Source organism: Pseudomonas sp. C321, from assembly GCF_055407105.1.
In genome coordinates this window covers 29,016-50,208 of the sequence record NZ_JBUZRB010000014.1, presented here as the reverse complement: position 1 = coordinate 50,208, position 21,193 = coordinate 29,016, and the positions used below count along the sequence as shown (strand labels likewise).

At 55.6% G+C, this 21,193-nt stretch carries 26 protein-coding genes; 5 read left to right on the top strand and 21 right to left on the bottom strand.

Features of this window, described 5'->3' with window-relative positions:
- Positions 1-61: 61 nt before the first annotated feature.
- Together relB and ACZRJ6_RS25165 are read left to right on the top strand one after the other, a co-directional pair.
- The gene (gene relB, locus ACZRJ6_RS25170) at positions 62-253 is read left to right on the top strand and encodes a type II toxin-antitoxin system RelB family antitoxin (protein WP_048402787.1); all 192 of its coding nucleotides are present in this window, start codon (positions 62-64) and stop codon (positions 251-253) included.
- Complete coding sequence (locus ACZRJ6_RS25165) at positions 240-515, top strand: type II toxin-antitoxin system RelE/ParE family toxin (protein WP_048402789.1); 276 nt, start codon at positions 240-242, stop codon at positions 513-515. The genes relB and ACZRJ6_RS25165 overlap by 14 nt, the downstream gene beginning before the upstream one ends.
- Before the next feature lie 42 nt (positions 516-557).
- Here ACZRJ6_RS25165 and ACZRJ6_RS25160 read toward each other — a convergent pair whose 3' ends face one another.
- The 17 genes from ACZRJ6_RS25160 to ACZRJ6_RS25080 form a co-directional block, all read right to left on the bottom strand.
- Positions 558-944, bottom strand: a complete 387-nt coding sequence (locus ACZRJ6_RS25160; protein WP_048402790.1) for a DUF6750 family protein — start codon at positions 942-944, stop codon at positions 558-560.
- Between the two features lie 76 nt (positions 945-1,020).
- Positions 1,021-1,563 carry a conjugal transfer protein TraQ gene (traQ, locus tag ACZRJ6_RS25155; RefSeq protein WP_048402791.1) on the bottom strand — a complete coding sequence of 181 codons (543 nt, stop codon included), beginning with the start codon at positions 1,561-1,563 and terminating at the stop codon, positions 1,021-1,023.
- Positions 1,564-1,571: 8 nt separating this feature from the next.
- Positions 1,572-2,288 carry a conjugal transfer protein TraP gene (gene traP / locus ACZRJ6_RS25150; protein ID WP_048402792.1) on the bottom strand — a complete coding sequence of 239 codons (717 nt, stop codon included), beginning with the start codon at positions 2,286-2,288 and terminating at the stop codon, positions 1,572-1,574.
- Positions 2,288-3,664 carry a conjugal transfer protein TraO gene (gene traO, locus ACZRJ6_RS25145; RefSeq protein WP_048402793.1) on the bottom strand — a complete coding sequence of 459 codons (1,377 nt, stop codon included), beginning with the start codon at positions 3,662-3,664 and terminating at the stop codon, positions 2,288-2,290. Before traO ends, traP begins: the two co-directional genes overlap by 1 nt.
- A gap of 9 nt (positions 3,665-3,673) precedes the next feature.
- Positions 3,674-4,753 (bottom strand): DotH/IcmK family type IV secretion protein, encoded by a 1,080-nt coding sequence (locus ACZRJ6_RS25140; protein WP_087148782.1) that lies wholly within the window; start codon positions 4,751-4,753, stop codon positions 3,674-3,676.
- Positions 4,754-4,848: 95 nt separating this feature from the next.
- Positions 4,849-5,556 (bottom strand): DotI/IcmL/TraM family protein, encoded by a 708-nt coding sequence (locus ACZRJ6_RS25135; protein WP_048402794.1) that lies wholly within the window; start codon positions 5,554-5,556, stop codon positions 4,849-4,851.
- Positions 5,553-5,909, bottom strand: a complete 357-nt coding sequence (locus ACZRJ6_RS25130) for a conjugal transfer protein (RefSeq protein ID WP_082149452.1) — start codon at positions 5,907-5,909, stop codon at positions 5,553-5,555. Before ACZRJ6_RS25130 ends, ACZRJ6_RS25135 begins: the two co-directional genes overlap by 4 nt.
- Before the next feature lie 34 nt (positions 5,910-5,943).
- The gene (locus tag ACZRJ6_RS25125; RefSeq protein ID WP_463954513.1) at positions 5,944-10,035 is read right to left on the bottom strand and encodes an LPD7 domain-containing protein; all 4,092 of its coding nucleotides are present in this window, start codon (positions 10,033-10,035) and stop codon (positions 5,944-5,946) included.
- Between the two features lie 48 nt (positions 10,036-10,083).
- A complete protein-coding gene (gene icmT / locus ACZRJ6_RS25120) occupies positions 10,084-10,371 on the bottom strand; it encodes an IcmT/TraK family protein (protein WP_048402798.1) in 288 nt (95 codons plus the stop codon).
- Between the two features lie 38 nt (positions 10,372-10,409).
- Positions 10,410-10,655, bottom strand: a complete 246-nt coding sequence (locus ACZRJ6_RS25115) for a hypothetical protein (protein WP_048402800.1) — start codon at positions 10,653-10,655, stop codon at positions 10,410-10,412.
- Between the two features lie 37 nt (positions 10,656-10,692).
- Positions 10,693-11,244, bottom strand: a complete 552-nt coding sequence (locus ACZRJ6_RS25110) for a phospholipase D family nuclease (RefSeq protein ID WP_048402802.1) — start codon at positions 11,242-11,244, stop codon at positions 10,693-10,695.
- Positions 11,241-12,413, bottom strand: a complete 1,173-nt coding sequence (gene traJ / locus ACZRJ6_RS25105) for a plasmid transfer ATPase TraJ (RefSeq protein WP_048402868.1) — start codon at positions 12,411-12,413, stop codon at positions 11,241-11,243. The genes ACZRJ6_RS25110 and traJ overlap by 4 nt, the downstream gene beginning before the upstream one ends.
- Complete coding sequence (locus ACZRJ6_RS25100; RefSeq protein WP_048402803.1) at positions 12,410-13,210, bottom strand: type IV secretion system DotC family protein; 801 nt, start codon at positions 13,208-13,210, stop codon at positions 12,410-12,412. The genes traJ and ACZRJ6_RS25100 overlap by 4 nt, the downstream gene beginning before the upstream one ends.
- A complete protein-coding gene (locus ACZRJ6_RS25095) occupies positions 13,207-13,674 on the bottom strand; it encodes a DotD/TraH family lipoprotein (protein WP_048402804.1) in 468 nt (155 codons plus the stop codon). The genes ACZRJ6_RS25100 and ACZRJ6_RS25095 overlap by 4 nt, the downstream gene beginning before the upstream one ends.
- 36 nt (positions 13,675-13,710) lie before the next feature.
- Entirely contained in the window at positions 13,711-14,202 is a 492-nt protein-coding gene (locus ACZRJ6_RS25090; RefSeq protein ID WP_048402806.1) for a lytic transglycosylase domain-containing protein, read from the bottom strand.
- Positions 14,203-14,495: 293 nt separating this feature from the next.
- Positions 14,496-14,714, bottom strand: a complete 219-nt coding sequence (locus ACZRJ6_RS25085) for a hypothetical protein (protein ID WP_048402810.1) — start codon at positions 14,712-14,714, stop codon at positions 14,496-14,498.
- Between the two features lie 368 nt (positions 14,715-15,082).
- On the bottom strand, positions 15,083-15,595 hold the full coding sequence (locus ACZRJ6_RS25080) for a transcription termination/antitermination NusG family protein (RefSeq protein WP_169906945.1): 513 nt from the start codon (positions 15,593-15,595) through the stop codon (positions 15,083-15,085).
- Between the two features lie 244 nt (positions 15,596-15,839).
- Here ACZRJ6_RS25080 and ACZRJ6_RS25075 point away from each other — a divergent pair, with 244 nt between their 5' ends.
- Entirely contained in the window at positions 15,840-16,193 is a 354-nt protein-coding gene (locus tag ACZRJ6_RS25075) for a helix-turn-helix domain-containing protein (RefSeq protein ID WP_169906946.1), read from the top strand.
- A gap of 9 nt (positions 16,194-16,202) precedes the next feature.
- Here ACZRJ6_RS25075 and ACZRJ6_RS25070 read toward each other — a convergent pair whose 3' ends face one another.
- Entirely contained in the window at positions 16,203-16,391 is a 189-nt protein-coding gene (locus ACZRJ6_RS25070) for a hypothetical protein (protein WP_048402816.1), read from the bottom strand.
- 165 nt (positions 16,392-16,556) lie between these two features.
- Here ACZRJ6_RS25070 and ACZRJ6_RS25065 point away from each other — a divergent pair, with 165 nt between their 5' ends.
- Positions 16,557-17,981 carry an aminotransferase-like domain-containing protein gene (locus ACZRJ6_RS25065; RefSeq protein ID WP_048402818.1) on the top strand — a complete coding sequence of 475 codons (1,425 nt, stop codon included), beginning with the start codon at positions 16,557-16,559 and terminating at the stop codon, positions 17,979-17,981.
- A gap of 70 nt (positions 17,982-18,051) precedes the next feature.
- Here the strand turns inward: ACZRJ6_RS25065 and traI are convergent, their stop codons facing one another.
- Both traI and mobA read right to left on the bottom strand, forming a co-directional pair.
- Positions 18,052-20,010 (bottom strand): TraI/MobA(P) family conjugative relaxase, encoded by a 1,959-nt coding sequence (traI, locus tag ACZRJ6_RS25060; RefSeq protein ID WP_169907236.1) that lies wholly within the window; start codon positions 20,008-20,010, stop codon positions 18,052-18,054.
- 6 nt (positions 20,011-20,016) lie between these two features.
- Positions 20,017-20,349, bottom strand: coding sequence for a plasmid mobilization protein MobA (mobA, locus tag ACZRJ6_RS25055; protein WP_198818298.1), 333 nt, complete (start codon positions 20,347-20,349; stop codon positions 20,017-20,019).
- A 252-nt stretch (positions 20,350-20,601) separates the two neighbouring features.
- Between mobA and ACZRJ6_RS25050 the strand changes: the two genes are divergently transcribed.
- Complete coding sequence (locus ACZRJ6_RS25050) at positions 20,602-20,886, top strand: mobilization protein (protein ID WP_169907238.1); 285 nt, start codon at positions 20,602-20,604, stop codon at positions 20,884-20,886.
- Positions 20,887-20,941: 55 nt separating this feature from the next.
- Here ACZRJ6_RS25050 and ACZRJ6_RS25045 read toward each other — a convergent pair whose 3' ends face one another.
- Positions 20,942-21,160 carry a hypothetical protein gene (locus ACZRJ6_RS25045; RefSeq protein WP_169907239.1) on the bottom strand — a complete coding sequence of 73 codons (219 nt, stop codon included), beginning with the start codon at positions 21,158-21,160 and terminating at the stop codon, positions 20,942-20,944.
- Positions 21,161-21,193 lie beyond the last annotated feature (33 nt).

Sequence of the window (21,193 nt, the reverse complement as noted above, 5' to 3'; positions counted from 1 at the left end):
GGCTAAACGACAGAAAGCCCAGGAAGGTTTAAGCTGATGGGTATCTATATAGGAGGTCTCTATGAGCGCCCAACTTTCTCCCATCGTTTCAGAGTTCGAAACGCAGGAACAAGCAGACAGTTACGACCTTTGGTTTCGCGCCAAAGTACAAGAAGCGCTTGATGATCCTCGGCCTAGCATTCCTCATGATGAAGCCATGGCTCTCGTCGAGCAGCGCCTAGCCGCCAAGAGAAAAGCCCGTGCTGGCAGTTAACTGGAAAGTCGTCGCCCTTGACGACCTCGACGAAATCATTGATTACATCGACCAGAGAAACCCAGTAGCAGCCACAGATCTGCACAACATCATCAAGAAGGCCGCGGAAGGTCTTTCAGAAACGGCTTATCACTTCAGGTACGGGCGTATTCAAGGAACGCGTGAATGCGTCGTACATCCCAACTACGTTGTGGTCTATCAGGTCAAATCAGGCAGCGTTGATGTTTTACGCGTCCTGCACGCCCGCCAGAAATACCCCTAACCCGCAGCCCTGCGATGACCGAAGTCATCGCAGGGTGGTTCCTTAGCCCACGTCCACAGGCGACAAGCCAACCTGAGTTTGCGAACGCTTGATGATCTCCGGGATCACGACCAGGCACACCCCAAACAGGATGGACCCGATAATGTGACCGGTTTTGATCTGAGGGTTATCCTTCTTGGTCTTGGCAGCAATCAGCCCACCAATTACAAAGACCACGCCAACGAATTGAGCGACCGTCAGCGCGGATTTTTGCAAAGACTTGGCCCCCTCTGCCGCAGCATCCCCCATACCCGCAATATCGTCACCAGCAAAGGCCAGTACCGGGCTCGCGGCCATGGCCGCCGTTAAGCCTTTCACCATCCGCTGTCGCATCCCATCTTTAAAAACAGTGACGCGCACAGCAGCCCACAGCAACATGTCTTTGGACATGGCCAACTCCTTATTGATTGATCAGTTTGATGTAACGATTAAAGGTGCGCTTAGGCGCGTTAGATCCCCGGCCGGCTTAGAGCATGCCAAGAGACTTTTGCAGGGCGCTCAGCAGATACGGACTGCATACGCAAAAAACGCCCAGGACAAACTTGAGAGTGCCGCTGGATACATCCTGACTGGCTGTAAGCCCTGAATGCCCATCCTTGAGTGACCGCTTCCAGGCGAGCATGCCTTGCAAGGCAAAAAATACGCCCAGCATTCGTACCAAACTCAACACCGCATTAGCTGCGTCTGCTGCAACACCGAAGGTGCCCACATCCACGTAGCTGATGGCGTCGAAAGTCGCCCCTTGCCAGCCAAACTGGCGAGCAGCGGCGCCGATCATCTGATCAAGGCCTGCCAGACCACCACACAGCAACAACACGGCAATCACCTTGCCGCCGCTCTGCGACTGGCCGGGTGCTTTACGGGAGGCACTGGCATTGGAAGCGAGGTAGGTCACTGCACCAATGACGGCAAAAAAACCGCCTAACGTGAAAGCCAGGCTGACAAATGTGCCCAGCAAGTTATGGGACAGATTGACCAACATTTGAATCGCATCATTTCCACCACCCATGGCTCACCTCACTTGAGTGTGCCGGCGCTGGTATGCACTTCACGGGCTTGAGCATCAATACGGGTTATGGTCACCTGCCCCACTTGATCGCCCACTTTCACCGCCCAGGTTCTGTCTTGCCAGAACAGCCAGGCCATACCGTTTTGCACTGCCTCCACGCGCATACCGGTCAATGGTGATCGGACACGGGCTGCAGGTTTGGTCGCACGCGGTGTGGAAACCTGTACAACGGGTCGCCCCTCCAGGGAAGACAAACGAGCCGATAACACGCTGAGTTGTGCTTGAGCCTCAGACAGCTGCTGCTGTTGGAGCGTCATCCCCGCGCCCTGAGACTTGACCGTTTCCGACAACCGTCCAATGGCTGTGCGGTTGGTTTCCGCGTAACTGCGAACACCGCCAATCATGAGCGCTACCTCATCCTTGAACTGGCTCCCTCCTGCGTCAGAGGTGGCCCGTAATGGGGGGGTCGTCCCAGTCCCTTCGGTGGTAATGCTCTGCTCGTCGTGATCTTCCCGAAAAGCCAACTGATTTACCGTGGGGGTACTGTCGGGACCAAATAAGTACCAACCGGCACCCACTAGGATCACCACGACCCCGATTATCCAGGGCAATGACAGTCCCCCCATCATCGGGCGTTGCCACACCCCCTGATCGGCTGATTGGGAGGAAGGTGCCGAGACAACCGGCGACACCCTATCTTCTGCTGTAGCACTAAATTCGCTCATTATTGATTCTCCTGTAGCCTGCGTTGCGCCTCGATCCGTGCCTGGGTCTGCGCACGCCATTGATCAGCCGACTGAGGTTGGGTTGGGGCCTGGGGTTGAGGTTGTGTCGTCATCACTGCCTGAGCTGGAACAGCAGATTGCACCGCTTCCCCGCTTCGCCCTGGTGCAATTGCATCACCGGCATACACACCGCGCATGAACTGAATGGCTACCACCTGGCCCTTGAACACGTTCACTTGGGTCGCTGGGGTACGGGCGGCATCCGCAGTTAGCACTTTGGCAGCCTGGCTAGCGGCGCCGCCAAGAATGGCTCCGGCCACTGCTGTTCCGTCCGGTGTTCCTGGTCGTGCTACCTGAGTGCTAAACCCATTACTCACCACCTGGGTGTTGGCCTGGGTGTACATGTCACTGATGTTGCCAATGCCGCCCAGAATTGCCGGCAAGACAATGCGCGACATGTAACGGTGGTTCACTTCGGAAGCCACATTGGCCAACAAGGTGTCATCTTGAAGCGCATAGGCATCCACCTTGTAGTTGATACCCTTGAAGGCCATTTCAGTGAAGTGGATGACCACGCCATCGCCCTGCAATCTGGCCCCATCTGGGGCTTTCAATACAGCCCCGGCATAGGGCCCGGACAACTTGCCAAGAACCGGCGTGGTGCTGTTGTCCGAATCCACCCCGATATCAATAACCCCAGCACCCCGCCAATACGGCGGAACCACTTCAACAGCGGAATAAGGCGCATCGCCACCGGACTTCATGGAGGCTGTTTGTAGCCTGGCGCCACCTGGAAGGCTTTCACTCCAGCGGTCGTAGCTGCTTGCAGTGCCAGCCATCGTGCCGCCAGAACCGCTTCCACTACTTACCCCCCCAATCACCTCGGCCACCTGCAGGCCGCTGGGCTGTTCGTCTTGCGTCTTAACTTGGGGATTGATTCGAGAAAGTAACTTGACCAACGCCTTCTGACGCGGATCTTCCTTTTCGCTTCCGCTTTTTGAAGTCTGTCCTTGGCTGCTGCTACTACGTCGGGTGGTTGTTTCCCGCTGGGGAGCGGGTTTGGCAACCGGTGTAGGTTGCGTTACGGCCTGTTGCTCCATTGGGATACTGGCAATAAAGCTGTTGTTTTGGCTTTTGGCCGCTGCGGCCCCGTTCTGGTTGAATTGGTCTAACAACGCGCGGTAAGCCGGGCTTTCAGTGCTGTTGGTGCGTGAAGCCACCGATACCCGAGTGAGGTCAAGTCGTGATTGTTCCGGGGGAGGACTGGTGAGCCAGGTCCATAGGAAATAGCTGCCCCCCACCACCGCCACCACGGCCGCACCGATCAACCCCAGCGTGAGTTTTTTGTCACGTTTTGCATCGTTTTCGTTTGCCATGATGATTAATTACTCCAAGGCCACGTTGAGCGCCGCTGTGCGGCCCATTACCGAGAACGATACGTAAGGCGTCACCGGCAATTTCCATAGGTGCGTACCGTCTGCCGACGACAGCGTTGCCTCAAACTCGTCTCGGATATCAGCCCGTGTGCGGATGTACAGGTCATCGCCCAGTTGCCATACCGAGGTATCGGGCACCGCACCGGTCGTTTTCAGACGCCGGGCCTCCTTGGGAGGTATGCCATCAAGGAAGGCTTGCAACGTGCGGTCATGCAGCCCGATACGGGTTTCAGGGGCGGCGCCAGGTAGAGCCGCTGGCCCCCGGCCGGGAATGCGCATGTCCAAGCGACTGTCTACCGTCCAGGTGCCCGCTTTGGTGTCAGGCTCCCCACTGGTGACGTTGAGAACAATCGGCACCGATAACCCTTCCAGGTAGACAGTGACGTTGCCGCTGCTAAAGGGCTTTTTGGCCTGTACCACCATTACCGGACTGTTGGGTATCCAATACACAGTGAAGTCAGAATTGCCGCTGATGGGCGCCGCACCAATTTTCCAAGGTGCGCCGGTACTGTCCATCCAGCTCAACGAGCTGGGGTAATTCACGGCAGTGCGTATCAGCGGCAAGCTGGCTCCCGGTGATAAATTCACGGTCAGTGCGCTGATCCTTGGCACTACCGTGATCTGTGGTGCAGCGATCGCCTGATTAATGTCCTCAACCTGCCCTCGCAACTGCCGAATCTCTTGCGGGGTCAGTGGTGAAACCATGTCCTGAGCCTGCTGAAACAGCGGAGACGGCGGCGGCAACGGGTCATTGCCCGAAGGCGCCGGGGCTGCAGCCACTTTCCCGATGTCGGGACCTGGTCCAGCCTGGCTGGGAACGCTGGCTGCCGGCGTTGCGGAGGTGAGTGAGGCACCCGATACCCAGCCTGAAGGCGCCGCCGTATTGGCGGAAGGCGCAGCAGCGGGTACCGTTGCTGTCGTTGTAGGTGCGGCGGATGCTGTCGGTGCCGCCTGCGGGCTGGCAGTTTCATCCGCCCAGGCGTATCCGCCTGCTGCCAGCCATAAGGCGAGCGCAATAGTGGTTTTCATGGAAGTTCCTCGTAACACCGAAGACCTGACGGTCAACGTGCGTAAATCCTGTCGGTTATGGAACTGGTGTGAGGGAGCGGCGTGCCGTCCTCACCTCAGTTGGTATTGCTGGTGATGACTTGCGTTACTTCCAGACCGGCGTTTTTCACCCGCACGTCGGTGCGCTGAATGCGCTGGGTGAAGAAGAAGTGCAACGGCGGGCTGCCGGACTGTTGCCCGTGCAATTTCAGCGTGACCGGGTACTGAAACTCCCACACATACCGGCCACCCAATTCGCCTTTGCTGCGAATTACCCCGGGGCCCACATCGACCGAAAGGTTCATGCGCTGTTCCTTGACCGCCTTTAGCACGTTCGAAGTCGTCAGGGCCTTGTAGTAGTCCTGGAAACCTACTTCGGAATAGCGCTCACCAAGGCGGGTCATCTGGTCTCGGTAATGCACAAAGTCCAGGGTGAAGCTCTCTCGGATCGTGTCAGCGCCAAACGCTGCCACGTCGCTCATGCTAACCCCGGGCTTATCCAGCGGAATGACCTTGGTAACTCGCCCATTTTCAGTGGTGAAGTACTTCACGTCGGGATTAGCGACCTTCCAGCCAAGAAACCCATTAATGGTCACCGACAACACCAGGGCGGGGCCAAGCCACAGCACAGCCGTCAGACAGCGGTGGGCAAACGCGGCGCCAAGTTCCCGTTTGTTCTGCGCATTTACCGCATGTTTAAACGTCTCTTCATCCGCCGCCGAGACTGTATTGGGCTCGAAAGGCGGTTGATCCGCCTGGACCGAATTATCAGGTAATGAGTTCACAACAAACCTCCTTGGGACCGCCAGGGATCAATGGTGCTAGGGATATGGCTATTGATTTTGTCCACCGCTGCTTGGCATATCTGATCGGCTAGCTGGTTCAACAGATCCGACAGACTCGGGAATGAGGGCAAGCTGATGCTGGTGGTGCGAATACGTGCCAAGCAGTCCTGGAGTTCATCGGAGACGGTGCGCTCACGCTCTGCCCATACATCCGATGCCCTTTTGGCTTGCTCGTAACCGGCTTGACTGCCTGCGCTGGCCGCTTGTCCTGAGCGGCAAACCGCTGCATTTCCCACAACTGGCAAGCAGCACAAAGCCGTCAGCAGTGCTGCGCACATGCTTTTCTTGAACATGGTGAGTACCTTTGCTGTTAGCGTTTTTTCTTGCTCACGCCGGGCGTGGATCGCTCGGCTGTGCTGCCGGTGCCGCTGTGGGTGCTGACTTTGGGAGGGAGTTGTCCTCCTTCCAGCGCTCATCAAAACCCAACCGGGCATGCAAGGCGGGGGGAATATCGGCAGGCGCATCAAGCTTGGCGATGCGCGTTGCGTTGTCGCCTTCAAGCTTGAAGGCGATGTTTTCCCGAGAAACTGGCACACCGCCTGAGCGGTTAATGGCATTGCCCGTGCCAATCGGCACAAGCCCCTCTGGTGTAATGGCGTTAAACACCATCGGCGGCGCGTCCTGAGTGCCCGGCAAGCTAACCAACACATGCTGGAACTCATTACCCTGACGCACCACGCCTTGCAGGTAAGGGCCATCGCCGCGCACCAGAAGCATGTCCAGGTGCCCGTCTTGCGACCAACTGCTGATCACCGGTTGCCCTGCTGACTTTCTCGGGTCAATAGCCGGACGTTGTGCCGACAGTTCATCCCCAGCTTTTGCACTGCCCTGGCCGTTTGGTGTCATCCAGTACAGGCCCTGAGCGGGTGGTGTGGGTACTGGCACGTCCAGTCCCAGACGGTTAATCACGGCTTGCTGTACTACGGCAAATCGGGCTGCGTCATAAGGAGCCAGTTTTACCCCCTCATCCTGGCCGGTACGTACAGTTGCAGCACCCTTCACGGTGAGCGCCCATTGATTGCGATGGGCATTCTTGTCCTCAAAGTGTGTCGTGACGCCTTGCTCATTCTTGTGCGGAACCTTAACCACGACCGCTTCTTTACCCAGCCACTGCAATGTCACCATTTTCCCTGGCTGAACACGGGTTTCACGCATCAACCCTGCCAGCTCCTTACCCCAAAAGGTCTGCGTACCGGTTTTGGTGCGCAGCTTGATATAGGTAGTTGGGTCGTTGTTTTCATCAAAGTGATACGGTGCCATTCCGCAAGCCATCACCTTCCCGACGACGCCGTCCTTGGCCTTTTCAGCGGGTTGATGAACCTCCGCAGAAACCCCTTGAGGCTGGGCAACGACATTTTCAGGTCCAGGCTCAGCTGCCCTGTTTGGCGCGGCTGACTGTGACACGGTGGCCACATTTTCAACCTCCAGCAATGGCGCCGCTTGAGGCTGTGCTGGCACCGCCTCTGGCACCGCGTGGCTAGGCTGAGCAGGAAGCGTACCGAATGCAGGTGGCGCCTCGCCGGCAATGGCATCGCGTACCACCGGTTCTGCCGTCAAGGCTTTACGGGCGTCGTCCAGCAATGCCCGTTGAACGGGATTTTTCATCTCGACGTTGATTTGATGCTGCGCAATCAAGCCGATCGTCTTGGCCTTGAACTCGTCACTGCCGGTCAGTTCGATTCGACCTCGATAAAATTGCGCAGCGGTCAGCAGGGCCGCGACGATTTTTTCATCACTCTGGCCCGCTCCTGGTGCCATTTCCAAACGGGCGCCATGATCCACAAATGCCGGTTCACCATCGAGCGTGTAAAGGGTCTGACTATCACCTTGTTTCTCCCAGCCAACCCGTGCCAGCAGTGAATCCAAATCCAGATGGCTGATCTGTGGCTCGACTTCCGTCCCGCTAGGCCGTGGTGCCCCCACCAAGATTGCATCTGCCTCGTTAGCGGCTACAGGCGATGTTCCATTGCCGGCGTCGTTTAACCGGGACACCGGAGCTGGATCATCAGAAGCCACTGGGGTCTCTTGTTCCGGGGTTTGTGCTGACGGCGCTGGAGACAATGGTGTGGCGTCAGGAGCGGTAGAGTCTGCTTCTGACTCCAACGCCTGACGCTCAACCGGCTGCACAATGGGTGCAATAACAGTCTCTGCGTTGGCAGTCGGTGCCAATGTTGGCTCCAGGGCCATGCTCAATTGTTCCTCGGCCCGTCGTTGTGCACGCGTCGTTTCATCAACGGCAGCCACCGCGTCAGCTGATGATGCAGTCGCTGGATCGGGCTTCAAACCCAACGAAGCGGGTTCGCCGTTGTGCGTGAAGGCCAGCGGTGCTGGAGCTGTTGGAGTATCCCGCTCACTCGGTGTCACAGGTTGCTCAATCTGCGGTTGTGGCTGGAAACGCTCCAGGTCAATCGTGGCGAGTTGACCGTTGTGGGTAAAGTTCAGCGGCGCTGGAGCGGCTGGAATATCCCGCTCACTCGGTGCCGCAGGTTGCTCAACCTGTGGTTGTGACTGAAAGCGCTCCAGGTCAATCGTGGCGGGCTCGCCGTTGTGGGTGAAGGTCAACGGCTCTGGAGCAGCGGGTGGTAATACGGAGTCTACAAGGGCTGAGGTAGCAGCCGGATCTAAAGCAGCTTTCTCTTCCTGCATGGTGGGCACCTCATTGTCATGGGCCAATACCTGGCTAATCTGGTTGCGCAGGGCATCCAGTCCCCGGGATTGGTGAAGGTCGTTAAAGTCGGTCAGGCCACGGGCCTTTTCTTCATCAGTGAATGCGGGGTACAGCACCTGACCGCCGACCTGCTCAGCCGCCGCAGTGGCCATCAACAACCCCTTGTTCTGCTCTTTGGCGTGATCGAGGTCCGCCAAGAACACATGCCGGCTATCGGGCAGCTGCTCATGCAAAACCTTGGCGACGGCCACCATGTTTCCGGCATCAATGGTCATCACCACCGGAAGGCCCGTGGCGAGGTTCGCGCTACGCGCCGTGGCGTAGCCCTCGGCATAAAGCACCGGTTGGCCAGGGGTCAGCGAACCACCCACAACCAGAAAGTGTCCTTGCTTGGGCGCATCTTTAAAGAGGTACTTCTCCCCGTCCGGGGGGATGTACTGCAGGGTTTTGAATGTTCCCGAGGCATTAAAAAACGGCACCACCAGGGCGCCGTTTCTTGTTTGGCGTAGGTCGGGCGTAGGGGGTATTCCCTTACGCACCAAGTACGGGTGCGCGGGGTCTGCTCCAGGCAATCGGTCATAGAGCCTTTTGGCAGCAAGGGTTTGCTGGGCATACAGTTGCTCGCGCACACGCACTGCATCTTCCTGCGACTGGCGAGCGGCGGCGCGGATATGTAGACGTGCCATGGGGTCAGATTCCCCTCCCTTGGCACTCCAGTTGGTCACTGACTTTTCCGTTTCGGCTCGGTGATAGTTGATAAACCACCCACCAGGGCGACGATCCAGAAACCCTCGGTACACACCGCTTTTATTGCCTTTTTTGTCTTCTACGGTGGCCACTCGATGCCGCTGGCCATCCATCACCGGCATCCCTTGAATCACTAGCCCCTCACGGGTCAAGGCGTCCAAAAACTCTGCCTCCGGATCACCGCCACCCGACCGAATGCTGGTATCGGGCAACCACTGCGCAAGACGGTCAAGGTCTGCGCCCGGGCGGGCAAACCACAAGCTCGATTCTTTGTCCCATCCAATTGCCGCCTGACCGTTTTCAAGCTTTCCAGCCGCTGCGCGCACAACTTCACGCGCGTCATGTGGCACGGCCAGCCAAACCGGATACTCGGAGGTGTTGGGGGTGGTTTCTAATTTGAACTGGGCATCGTCCGACGCCGGAAAGATCTGCTGTGACCGGCTGCGGTCATGCAGGCCCTCGGCAACCATTGTGGTGACGCTGATGAGGTCGCGGATCTGCATTGGGCGGGAGCGCTCGATGCAGGTCTCACGAAAAGATTGGGCGCCCCCAATGGCGTTGCCGTACGCAAGTGATTCGATATCCTCACAGGCAAAGGCAAATACTTCCTCAGCTTTGCGCGAGTCGCTGATCCCGGGGTAAAGCTGATCGACCTTAGCCCAGATACCGGCCGTGCTGGGCTCGTTGCGAGCCTCAATAATCCCGTCTAGGACTGCTCGTTTTTCGGCGGGGTTGAAGGTGTTGATTCCAAAGTGTCCAAGGACTTCGTGCCTAAGAGATCTTTTAAACTCTTCGTCCGAACCAAAGTTGGAAGTGGCGAAAAGGACTCGTCCTCCTCCTGGATGAAATGAACCGAGGATTGTTCCTGCGGCTTCTCGGGTGGCGTGCGGTCCATATAGTTCCTCCTGGGTTTCTCTGAGTTTGTAGCCAAGGCTGGACGCTACTGGGTAAGTAGCACAGAAATCTATTACGAGTGCCTTGGCATCATCAATGGATAATGTCATTCATCATGCCTCCGTTATTTACTCCCAGCGCAATATCTGCGCTCCTGCTCAATCCCCTTCGGTAAAACGCCGGTACCACCAGGGCCGACCGGACAGCCGTTTACCGCGCATCAAGTAGGTCAGTCGGGTGACCAGCACCTTGAGCGTCCAGCCAAATAGCGACAGCAGCCGAAAGCCGCCAATAATGGCGCTGATCACAAAAATCGTATTCAGCGATGGGAAGCGAAACCACACCAGATACAGCAAGAACAACGGTGCTGGAATGCCATAAACGTTGAGAGGGCGTGAGGCGTTGCGCCAATAGCCCGGTTGCAGGAAGTCTTGTTGATCAGCCATAGGTGGCTCCTTCGTGGTAAAGGCTTGCGTGATCCGCATCAGCCTGATTCGTGATCCCCCTTCCCTGCCGGTGCAAATTCGGGGAATTCAGCCAGCAGTGCCGTGTTGCCCTTGGCGATCTGCTCCATCACTGCAAGAGTGATGTGTTCACGCACCACGCCAGTTGAGACGAAGTACATGGCCCAGGCTTGCTCTGGTGTGCAGTGGATGATCTGTTCTTCAACGGCCTTGTAGCCTTTGTATTCGTCCGACTCCAAGTAGCACTGGCAATCGTCTTCGCACATGGTTTTTCTCCTTCCCTAGAACCTCTGTGACAACCCTTTAGAAGGTCGGCTGATAAGGCTGACCCTGCTCCCAGCGTGATTGCCAATGTTCCAAATAAACGCTGGCCACCGCAGGAAAGCCCCACAGCACCAACGCGTTTTCGCTGTTGGCCTTGGCTGCCGAGGTCGAGTAGTTAAACGAGCCGGTTTCCACGTTCTGCCCGTCGCTGATGATCACTTTGTCGTGCTGGATCTTGTACGCGGCATTCGTCCGCAGACCGATTCCGGCCTTGGCCAACAGGTTCATGGCGGCGCGGCTGGCCCTGCTTTCGTTGCCATGTGCGTCAAGCACCACCTGGACATCAACGCCACGCTTTTGCGCGGCGACCAGGGCTTTAACGACCTTGGGCGACGTGAAGCTGTAGCCCATCAAGCGGATCTGCTGCTGGGCATCCTGGATCACATTGAGTACCAGTTGCTCAGCACTTCCTTCCGGAGAGAAACCGACTTGTATCTCTGCCGCCTGAGCCGTTAACACCAGGTTAAACAGCAACGTCGAGAGCATCAGGCCACGGCTGATCGGGCGCGTTAGTGCCGAAAAGCTGCTCATGATCTGTCTCGCTTTTCCAGTTCGCGCAACTGAGAGGCCGACATGGCCACCGCCAATTCTCGCCGGTCAATCCGGTTGCCCTGGTAAAGCCTCCAAGCATGATCGGCAAAGCGACGTTGCTCAGTACGAATAATCCCGTCGATATGCTGGCCCCACTGGGTGTATGGCATCCCGGCCAGTTGGGCACGCAGCGGATCGTCGAAAAGGATGTATTCGCGCACCGCCTGACGCTTGCCGTCTGTAGTACGCAGTAGCTTTTGCACAACGATGTACTGCAGTACCCCCAGTAGATCGCGGGCCGTCGCTTCACGCATTTCAGACGGCACCATCGTCAGGCAACGAGGAATGGCTTCGCCGGGGGAGTGAATGTGCAAGGTGCTGAGATTGAAGTGACCCAACTGGCCCGCGAGAACGCCCGCCTGAAAGGTCTCCAAGTCCCGCATTTCCCCTACGCCGATAATCGACGGCGCGCGGCGCAGGTGCGCCCGTATGCCTTCGGCATAGCTCGGCACATCACGGCCGATCTGCAACTGAGTCGGGAGCAATACATCACCCGCACGCCCAAGAACGAATTCAATCGGGTCCTCAGTCGTGGTCACTTTACGGTCAGGGTCCGTGTCCAGGCAGAAGCGGTAGATCGAGGCCGCCAGGGTGCTTTTCCCTGACCCGGTAATCCCACCGATCAGCCCTAATCCACTGGCCGGCAACAACGCCTCGAACAGGTCATCCTCAAGACCCAGCTGTGGCAGCGGTGTGATATCTGAGGGAATAACCCGCATCGTCAGAGCAATGGTGGTGTCCAGCCGTCCAGCGGTGGCCTGTACAAAGTTGCAACGGAAGCGCAATCGCTCCCCGCGTTCCAGGCCGTAGCGCTGGTACATGTCGCCATCCAGTTGCAACGCCCGGTCTACAGGCCGGCCGCCGCGCACCGTCGCCCGGATTTCCGGGTTGAACACCTCGTCGAGCAGCTTGGACAGGGTGTCATCAGCCAGCACGAACGGACTGGCCTGGCGCAAGCGTCCGTGATGCCCCACCACCAGGTGGTTGTTACCCTGGATATGGATATCACTGACGTTTTTCCGCGCACACCAGACGAAAAACTCGCGCAGTGAGGTACCGGTCAATCCTCCGTCAAACGGATAAGGCTCAAAGCTCGTAGCCTGGGTCATGGCTGCACCTTCCGTATCACCGGCTGCCATTGGGTCTTATCAGGGATAAACCCGGCGTTTTCCTTGAGTTTGCGCACCCGGTCGCCCGTGGTGAGCTTCTGCCGATCGCCAGTGACAGTCTGCTGTTGGTCCGTGACCACCGGCGCCGTGATGAAGCCTTGGCGCAGAAGCTGCGAGTACAACAACATCCCCCGGTAATCACGGGTCAGGCGGTTGAAGTTGGCTTCCAGTGTCTGATCGGCACTCAACCGCCCTTCCCCCCAACCCTGGCGAATTGCCGCTTGCCAAAGCCCCTTCTGCACACTGTTTTCAGGCGTTACCGATAACGACGCATCGGTGGTGGACGATGCCAGCCCAGCCATCAGCCAAGTGCGCCAGGACGGCGGGTTACTGACAAACCGCTCTGGAAGGATGATTTCGTAAACATGGCTCGCCGTGCGGATCTGCCGTGGAGTGATGTGCGCCACGTCCACCGCCTCATCGATCACGGGCGGTAGCCAGCCCTGGCGACTGATAAGGGTGCGAAAGTCGTAAAGGCTATCGAGACGCCCTATCTGTCCGTCCAGAGCCTGACGCAACTCCCAGGCACGCTCAGCCTTGCCACCGCGAAAACCTATGGTGCGCCCTGATTCCTCCAGCAACTGGCGGCGGGACTCAGACACATCCTCTGACGCCGGGCGAGCAGGAACCAAGTAGCTCTCAACAGGCGGCGGCGCATCAGGTGTCGTGGCGGGTGGTGTGTGGGCACACCCCTGCAAGCCCTGCAATAGGGCCAGCGTCAGAATGGATTTTTTCACTGACGCCCCCCTGCCTTCTTCTGAGGCTCGGCCTGTGCAAAGGCCAGATTCAATTGCCCTGGAAGCTGGGTCAGCGTGGCACGCCATGCCGTCTGCATTTCTACCAGGCGCAATAGATTCTGGTAGGTAATGCCGTTGACTTTGAGGTTAACGGGCAAAGGCAGGCGAACACCGGTCCAGGTAAATTTCTGGCCGCGTTGGAGAGCCAGGTGGGAAAGCAGCTCGACCGCATCCCCGCTCCAGTCAACGGCTACCAGGTCGCCCTGGGTACGAATCGCGTCAGCCGGTAAGGCTGAGCGAGTATTAATAACGCCCTCCATCCACAGCGTTTGTTGCTGGGCTGGGACCTTGGCAAGCACCACGGGCGGTGCAGGGGGAGGCGCTACAGGTTTCTTTTCGCAAAAAGACTGACAGCCGGCCAGCAGCAAAGCCACCGCAGGCGCAGCAACAAAAGAGAGCTTCATCAAGGGTCTCCTGACACCCTGGACAGGGTGCAGTAATTAACGGATTGCGAGGTTGCCCGGCGTGGCGCCAAGCGCTTTGAGGCGGTTGTAAATCACCCGAATGCCCTGCGCGTAGCGCAGGCGTTTGTTTTCTTGGCGAGCCGAGGGATGAAAACCGGCGTTGTACGACCCGAGGCAGCGCCAGGTGTTGCCACACACCCGAAGGTGGCGGGCCAGTACCCAAGCGCCTACCTGCACGTTGAAGCAGGCATCGGCCAGCAGGTCTTCCGGGCGCTTGATCAGCCCCAGGCGGACCAGCCGATTAGCGTTATCGGTATTGATCTGCATGACACCGTAATCGGAACTGATGATTTTTCCGGTGTCGTCCCGGTTATGGTTCACAGCCCCCGGCCGCAGGTTGCTCTCCCATATACCAATAGCCTCCAGTAACAGGGGATCTTGCTGATAACGCTGGCCTGCCTCTTGAAAACAAAACGCCGCTGCCGGCAACGGCATCGATAACGCCAAGATGAGCCATAGCGAACGCATGGCTAACCTCCAGAGCTAGGCACTGGCCTTATGGGAGGGTTGACAGCAGGCACCTGGACTTTTGCTGGCAACGGTGCCGGTGCCGTGAGGGGAGCAGTGTTTCGCACAGAGCTGGTCTGGTGTAACCGGGCCTGCGCCTGACTCAGTGAGGTAGCGTTTTGCACAATCTGCTCATCCACCCACTGTCCTGCTGGCACCTGGGCGACCTTTGATGCGGTGGTGTTGCATCCCGATAGGGATATGAGCAGAACGGTTAGAAGTAGTCGCTTTTGCATAATCGCCTCCTGAAATGACTATCTTTTCGAGTCATCAATCAGCTTTTTAACTGCCACGTCCAAGTAATTATCGATTAGGTATCGAGCTAACCCGGACGGGGACATTTGCTTAGGGCTGTTGGTTTCGTAGCTGACCTTAGTAGCAGCCTTATTCAGTGCCTCGACCCTGATTGCACGGACGTAGACGCTGGTTGTTGTTGTAGTTGCGGACATCGCTTCATCTTCTGGTAGCTCCATGGGAACTCCTATGGGTTGGGAAAGCGCAAAAACACCGCTAGGCAAGGGCCTGGCGGTGAATACAAATTAGGTGGGGATGAGAAATGGTGAACCCCCGCCTCGCTACTGGCGGCAGGCGGGGTTTGTTGCGTCAGCGGTGTTGGCCAGGTACCCGCTGCTGATTGCAGGGCTGGCCGGTCGTCTTCGGTGTGGGCTTCGAGCTTCCTACTCACAGCGTCAAACAGCATCTGTTCGCCGTGGATCATAGGTCCTTACAACATGCACGCTACAGCTCTGAATGCCCTGAGTGGTTGGGGCAGGGTGCATGAGGTCCGGCGCTCCTCATAGCCGAGGCTCAGAGCACTAATTCGAATTTAGGTAATCAACTACTACAAAGGGTGTACCGCTGAATACACGCGGCCACCTGGGCGACTGGTTAGTCGTTGCAGTGAATCGCCCTGTGCAAGGAGCGCAAAAAAAGCAGCTTTGCGCGCGACCTCGGAGTGCATGTCAATGATGAGGTGTAGGGACTTGGCCAGCTCAGATGGCAGATTGCGATATTCAACGCAGTTGAAGGTGCGATCAGTGCGTAACAGGATCAAATCTCTTAATGCGTCGACAACACTGTCTTGGACAACACAAGCGTCCCCACCGAATCGAACGAACCCATGGGCACCATTCAACGCTGTGATTTCTGTGGTGTGGGTCACATACGGGTCGAAATTCAGCAGCAAATAGCCGGGGAACAACGGAAGCTCACGGCGCACGGACGAAGGCCGATCCGTGCGCTTACGAAGTGTGACCCTGCAAGGCGAATACACCTCAACGTCCAGCCTCTTGATCAACTCTGTAAGTGATTGATGATTCGAGGAATTATGAATTAGAACGTACCAGTTTCGCATATGCAGAACCATCCTAGCAGGCGCCCTTCCGAAATCCCGAACCGTTAGGCGCAGGGGCTTTTGTGATCGGCTTGGGAAATCAATTTCATCCGCCCCAGAGCCATGACGGTCGACGGGTGACGGATTGCCAGGTGACAAAATAAATCGTTTTAGAAAAAAAGTAAACACTTCTGTTATCTATGAATACATCTGTAGCTTTATAGATCCATAACCAGATGAAATTATTGATTTTTTTGGGGCTTATGTGACCAATCTTCGCAATGTGATTGGAGCCAAAATCAAGGCTCTCCGAAAAGCATGCCAAATGAGCCAAGCTGAGTTGGCTCATTTGATTGGGAGTGATGCGCCATTAATCGGTCGCTATGAGAGAGGTTTGACGCTTCCTAACATTGAGCAGTTGATCAGAATTGCAACTGTTTTTAACGTAGCGCCAGGTGAAATACTCCCTGGTGGCCAGGACGAACTAAGAACTCGCCTGATAGCTCTTCGACAAGAACTTGCCGAAAAAATAGTTCAGGTCGACTCACCCGAGAGCTTGGAAGAGATCATTCGCCTCACTGATAAATTTATTTCGTATAACCAGCCACCGAAAAAATAGTGACCATCATCACGCTATTCCGTATTTACGAGACAACTCATCGATACGAATCACGCGCTGATGATGGTATTGGCTCGACTGCTGGTCGAGCGGGAAGAAACCCTCCGCAACCACCGCCGTGAATTTTTCGTCCAGTCTTACCAAAGTCACGAGTTCTTTAAGCTCTTTCTGCATATCTATATCTATGTTGTTCGTCATATCCTTTTCCTTGAAAACGTCGTTCCGCTCGCTGATGTGCCTTTAGGCGCTTTCCCACGGTTCCCCGCCGCCCATTAAAAACCCCTGTCAAGATCCACGATTGACATCTATATTTAGACGCTGATCAATCTAATTGACCTTAAAATAACACTAACGGTGGAATTGATGGCCGTCAAAACAAATATTGACATGGTGTCATTTTTGCGCGAGAGCCTGGCTAAAGGGAAAGGCGTGAAGTACAAGCGACTGTCAGACGCGATAGGCGACGGTATTCTTAGCGGTCAATTCGAACCAGGCCGAAAACTTCCACCGCATCGCACGCTATCCGACAAGCTCAAGGTCACCATTGGCACCATCAGTCGGGCTTACGGTGAGTTAGAACGGTTGGGGCTGGTAGTGGCTCGCGTTGGTGATGGCACGTTCGTCCGCAAACGTGGGCTTGATCGTAAGCTTGATGAGGGCTTTCGCAATTTCAGTGAAGAGACCCCAACGTTTTTTGATATGAGCCGGAACATGTACATCCCAGGTTCCGAGACCGACTTTCTAACGCAGAGCTTACAAGTACTCGCGGGCAACCCCAGCGCAATTAGGGATATAAGCCAGTACACCCCAGACGTTGGCCTACCACGGTATCGAGCTGCTGGAGCAGAGTGGCTTAAGCAGCCTGATTTCACTCCGACCCCTGAGCAAGTGATCTGTGTTAACGGCGGTCAACACGGGTTGGTCTGTTCCCTGATGGCATTGCTGCAGGCGGGTGACACGATGGCCACCGAACAGCTGACATATCCCGGGCTGATCACTGCGGCTCGGATGCTCGGGATTAAATTGGTGGGAGTTGAAACAGATGAGGAAGGGTTGTTGCCATCCTCACTGGATGCGGTTTGTCGCAACCATCGTGTTTCAGCACTTTTTTGTACACCGACAATCCAGACTCCAACCGCTGCCGTGATGTCGGTAACTCGGCGCGAGGAAGTCGCGAAGGTATGTCGCGATCATAATTTGCTTATTCTTGAAGACGACGCCTACGCAGTCTTGATGGATGATCGCCCGCCGCCCCTCTGTTGCTTCGCACCAGAAAGAACGACTCTGATCACCAGCTTGAGTAAGACGGTCCCATCTGGGTTTCGTGTAGGTTACCTGCATGCTCCACTAACTTTGATCAGTCGACTATCCGCCTCTTTGCGTTCGACGTGTTGGATGGCTACTCCAATGTCGTTTGAGTTAGTTACTGACTGGATAGAAAACGGTACAGCCGATCTATTACGACGACAACAAGTCAAAGAGATTCGTCGGCGTAAAATGTTGGTTGAACACCTACTTTACGGACTTGAATACAAAACTCATGCAAGCAGTTCGCACTTTTGGATACCCGTTCCCGAGCCACGCCGTGCATCTGAGATTGAGTCAGAGCTGAAACAACAAAACTACTTGGTTGCGACAGCTGAAAACTTTGCGGTAGGACATGCCGTCGTACCTCAATTCATCCGGGCAAGCGTCAGCAACACGTCTGGGAGTGACCAACTACTGATTGAGGCTTTTACAACCTTAACCAAATCACTAAGCCATACCCGAGAACGCTTTAGTTTGTAAAAGCTAAGTAGCCAACCTGAATTACTGACCGAAGTGCATTACTGCTTCGGTCAGTTCAGTTTAAAAAACCTCATGGTCTCGGCTGTTGATCTGGCCTGACCTCAGCTTCATCCACCTGGTCATTGTAATCGGCATAACGAGGCTGTCCCTGGACCGACTCATCATCGACTTGGTAGTGCCTGTAATCCCTTTCAATGGCGTCATAACGTTCCAACTGATCCCGATCTGTAACCTGGAACACATACCCGTTGTCCCGATGGTTGAAGTCGCAGGCGGCTTCAAGCACCCGGTCAACGAATTGATCGTCACCCACAATCTCGACCCTCTCCCCACTTTTGGTACTGACCAGACTGGCGGCCAGTCGGTAGTTGGCCGAATCGTCATAGTCCTCAAAGCCTGGCTTGATTTCGACGCGGCCGCCATGGTCGACCACGCCGGCGATACCGTCTCGCAGGTACTCGATGGTGCCATCACGATAGAGCCTGGAGGAATGTGTGTGCGGACTATAGAACTGCGAGTCATCGGCCCTGGCGGCAAAAATGGTTCTGTCACGTTGATCCCCACGTACCTTTTGCTTACGTGTTTCTCTATAGGCGAAACCACGCAGTTGACTGACGGCTGCAAGATCACCCTTCAAGGCTTCCTGCTCCACCCAGGGACGATACGCGAGCGGCCGAAGTAGACCTTTATCAGACAGCGCCTGACGCTCCTGGCGAAGCTCGATGCGCAGCTCGGCCATGGCTTTCATCCGTTCAAATTCAGCGACCCGATACATCAACTTGCGCAGTAAAGGATCATCATACGAACGCTTCACGTCAGCTTTCATAGCCTGATAATACACGGCCACATGCTGGTAACGCCCCTTCACATTCAGATCTGGTTTCTCCCAGGTACTGCGGTACTCCTGGTATCGCGCCTTCAATCCTTCTCGGGCTTCCGCTCGCTCTTCTCGGCGCTCTTGTCTCACCCCTTTGTCTCTAGCCTGAAAGGACGGCTGATAAGAACTGAGGATTGCATATGCACCCTCATAAGGGTCTTCAGATTCAAACGGCGGTGGGCCTTCATACGAACCATAACCCGCCTCAATTCGATCCTTCGTGAGCGACGGATGAACCGATGAGGCTTTAAGTACAGATTCACCTGGGCGCAGATAATCGTAGATCACCAGGCCTCCGCTCTGTTCACGCAGCCCAAGGCCATTCGCGTGCAACAACAGATGCAGGGATTTCCAATCGGCTTCTTTGTTCTGGATTGCCTCGTTGACCTTCACCCGCACCTTATCAACCGCATAGTGATAAAGGCTTTCAGTGTTGGAAAATATCTCGCGCTTAGCCGCGCCCTGGGGGGCGCTGTGGTAATGAATACCGGGCCGAACCAAGTGGTCATCCGCGTTCATCTGCCACGGGCCGTTGTCTTGCTTAAAGCCGTAACGACGCTCAAGTACGCGCATGCTTTTCTGCAAGGTATCGACATCGTTCCACATGTTGGCTGCTTTGTAGGTCACAGGATTTACCCGGTTAACCGCGACATGAGCATGCACATTGTCGGTGTCACGATGGATAGCGGTGACGTATTGATGAGCTTCTAAGCCAATGGATTTAAGGGCGTATTGAGCAGACTCGAATACCTGGGCGTCAGTGGGTTGGTCAGTTTCCGGCCAAGATATGATGAAGTGATAAACAGGGTCTTTAACACGCCGATTCTGAGCCGCCACCATGTTCATTTCTGCAGCTGCTGTTTCCCAAAAAAAGCAGTTGGTTTCACACGCCACGTCACCAGCTTGAACGCGTTGCCTTCCGTCGTTGAACTGCTCAAGGACGCGTACAGGTGCATCCTCTGCGTCGCTTCGGTCGATGTAATCCACCAGTCGATCAAACACCGCTTTGCTTGATTCTGAACGAGCCGATTTCGGCTCATTAGATAGAACGTCCTTTCCCGAGGGTTTGTCCTCGCGCTGGCTGACATAGCTCACCAGCTTCATAAAGCTGGTGCCACCGTCTCGACGCTTGGGGGGAATAATGACGTTCAATGGATCTTAGTTCCTTACCGGGACTACGTTCAGGTCCAGGGCAATGATCGCCTTCTTGACCTCCACCAGGACTTCCGAAAATTGCTTGCTGAGTTCGGTAGTCATGTTGTCCTGCATCTGATTGAACAGGTGCTTTTGCAAGCCTCCGAGGCGTAGCAGTTCATTCATCAAGCGCAGATCCGTACGCGTCACGATCTTGCGGTTGAGTGCTGAGCGTCGAAGCAAATCTGAGGTGCTAATGCCTGCGGCTTTAGCCTTCTCTTTCAGGATATTGGCTTCCTCTTCGGTACACCGAAGATTAATAACCCTGCCCTTCTGACGCGATTCGCTCTTTGACATAACGGCACCTGTGACGCACAACGGGGTATCGGGGCGCAGCCCTGATCAGGGTTTTGGATGGATCGACTGCGTGCAGGCGGTACATACAAAACATTTCCTGTCCGGTAGTTTACTCGGATTACCTAATTTTGTCATTGCGTTGACTGGACGTGTATTAGAGGCATGCGTCGGATGGTGCGGGTCTGGGCATCGCGTCTGGTCTGGGGTAGAGTCGGGGCTTCACGGTTTTCAATAATCAGAGGGTTACCCAGTATGGCCAGAACTACTACCTTCACCCAAGCCAAGCTTGAGGAAACAAAAAAGGCTCTCGATCAGCTTCCTGATCTGAGCCGCGATAAGATCGGAAAGACTGAGTTTCTAGAATCTCTGAAAGATCAGATTGTCACGTTAGCAAATGCCAAGGGCTACACCACTGCTGAGATAAAATCAGCACTGGGGTCTGTCGGAGTTGAGGTTTCTATTAAGGCAATATCGGAGCTTTTGAGTACACCACCAAAGCGACGTACCCCAAAACCTAAGACGACCAACATTGAGTAATCTTCTGAAAAATAAAAGCCCCGCATTGGCGGGGCTTGTGCAACACACGTTATTGTTATTCCGTGTCGTCGCCGTCTAGGTCAGAAAGACTACTAGCAAGGTCGACCGTGGCCGGTACTTGATCAGGACCTGTTACGGTAAATACGCAAGCGCTGTCAAAATTTCCGGCGGCAATCTCTGCTTGAAAACATTGATTTGCGGCGATCTGTGCCGCTGCCAAATGATCACCATCGGTTTCTATATCGATGCTCCAAGAAACGCTGTATGTCTTCATGTCTTATTGCCCCGTGCATTGAGTTCAACAAGT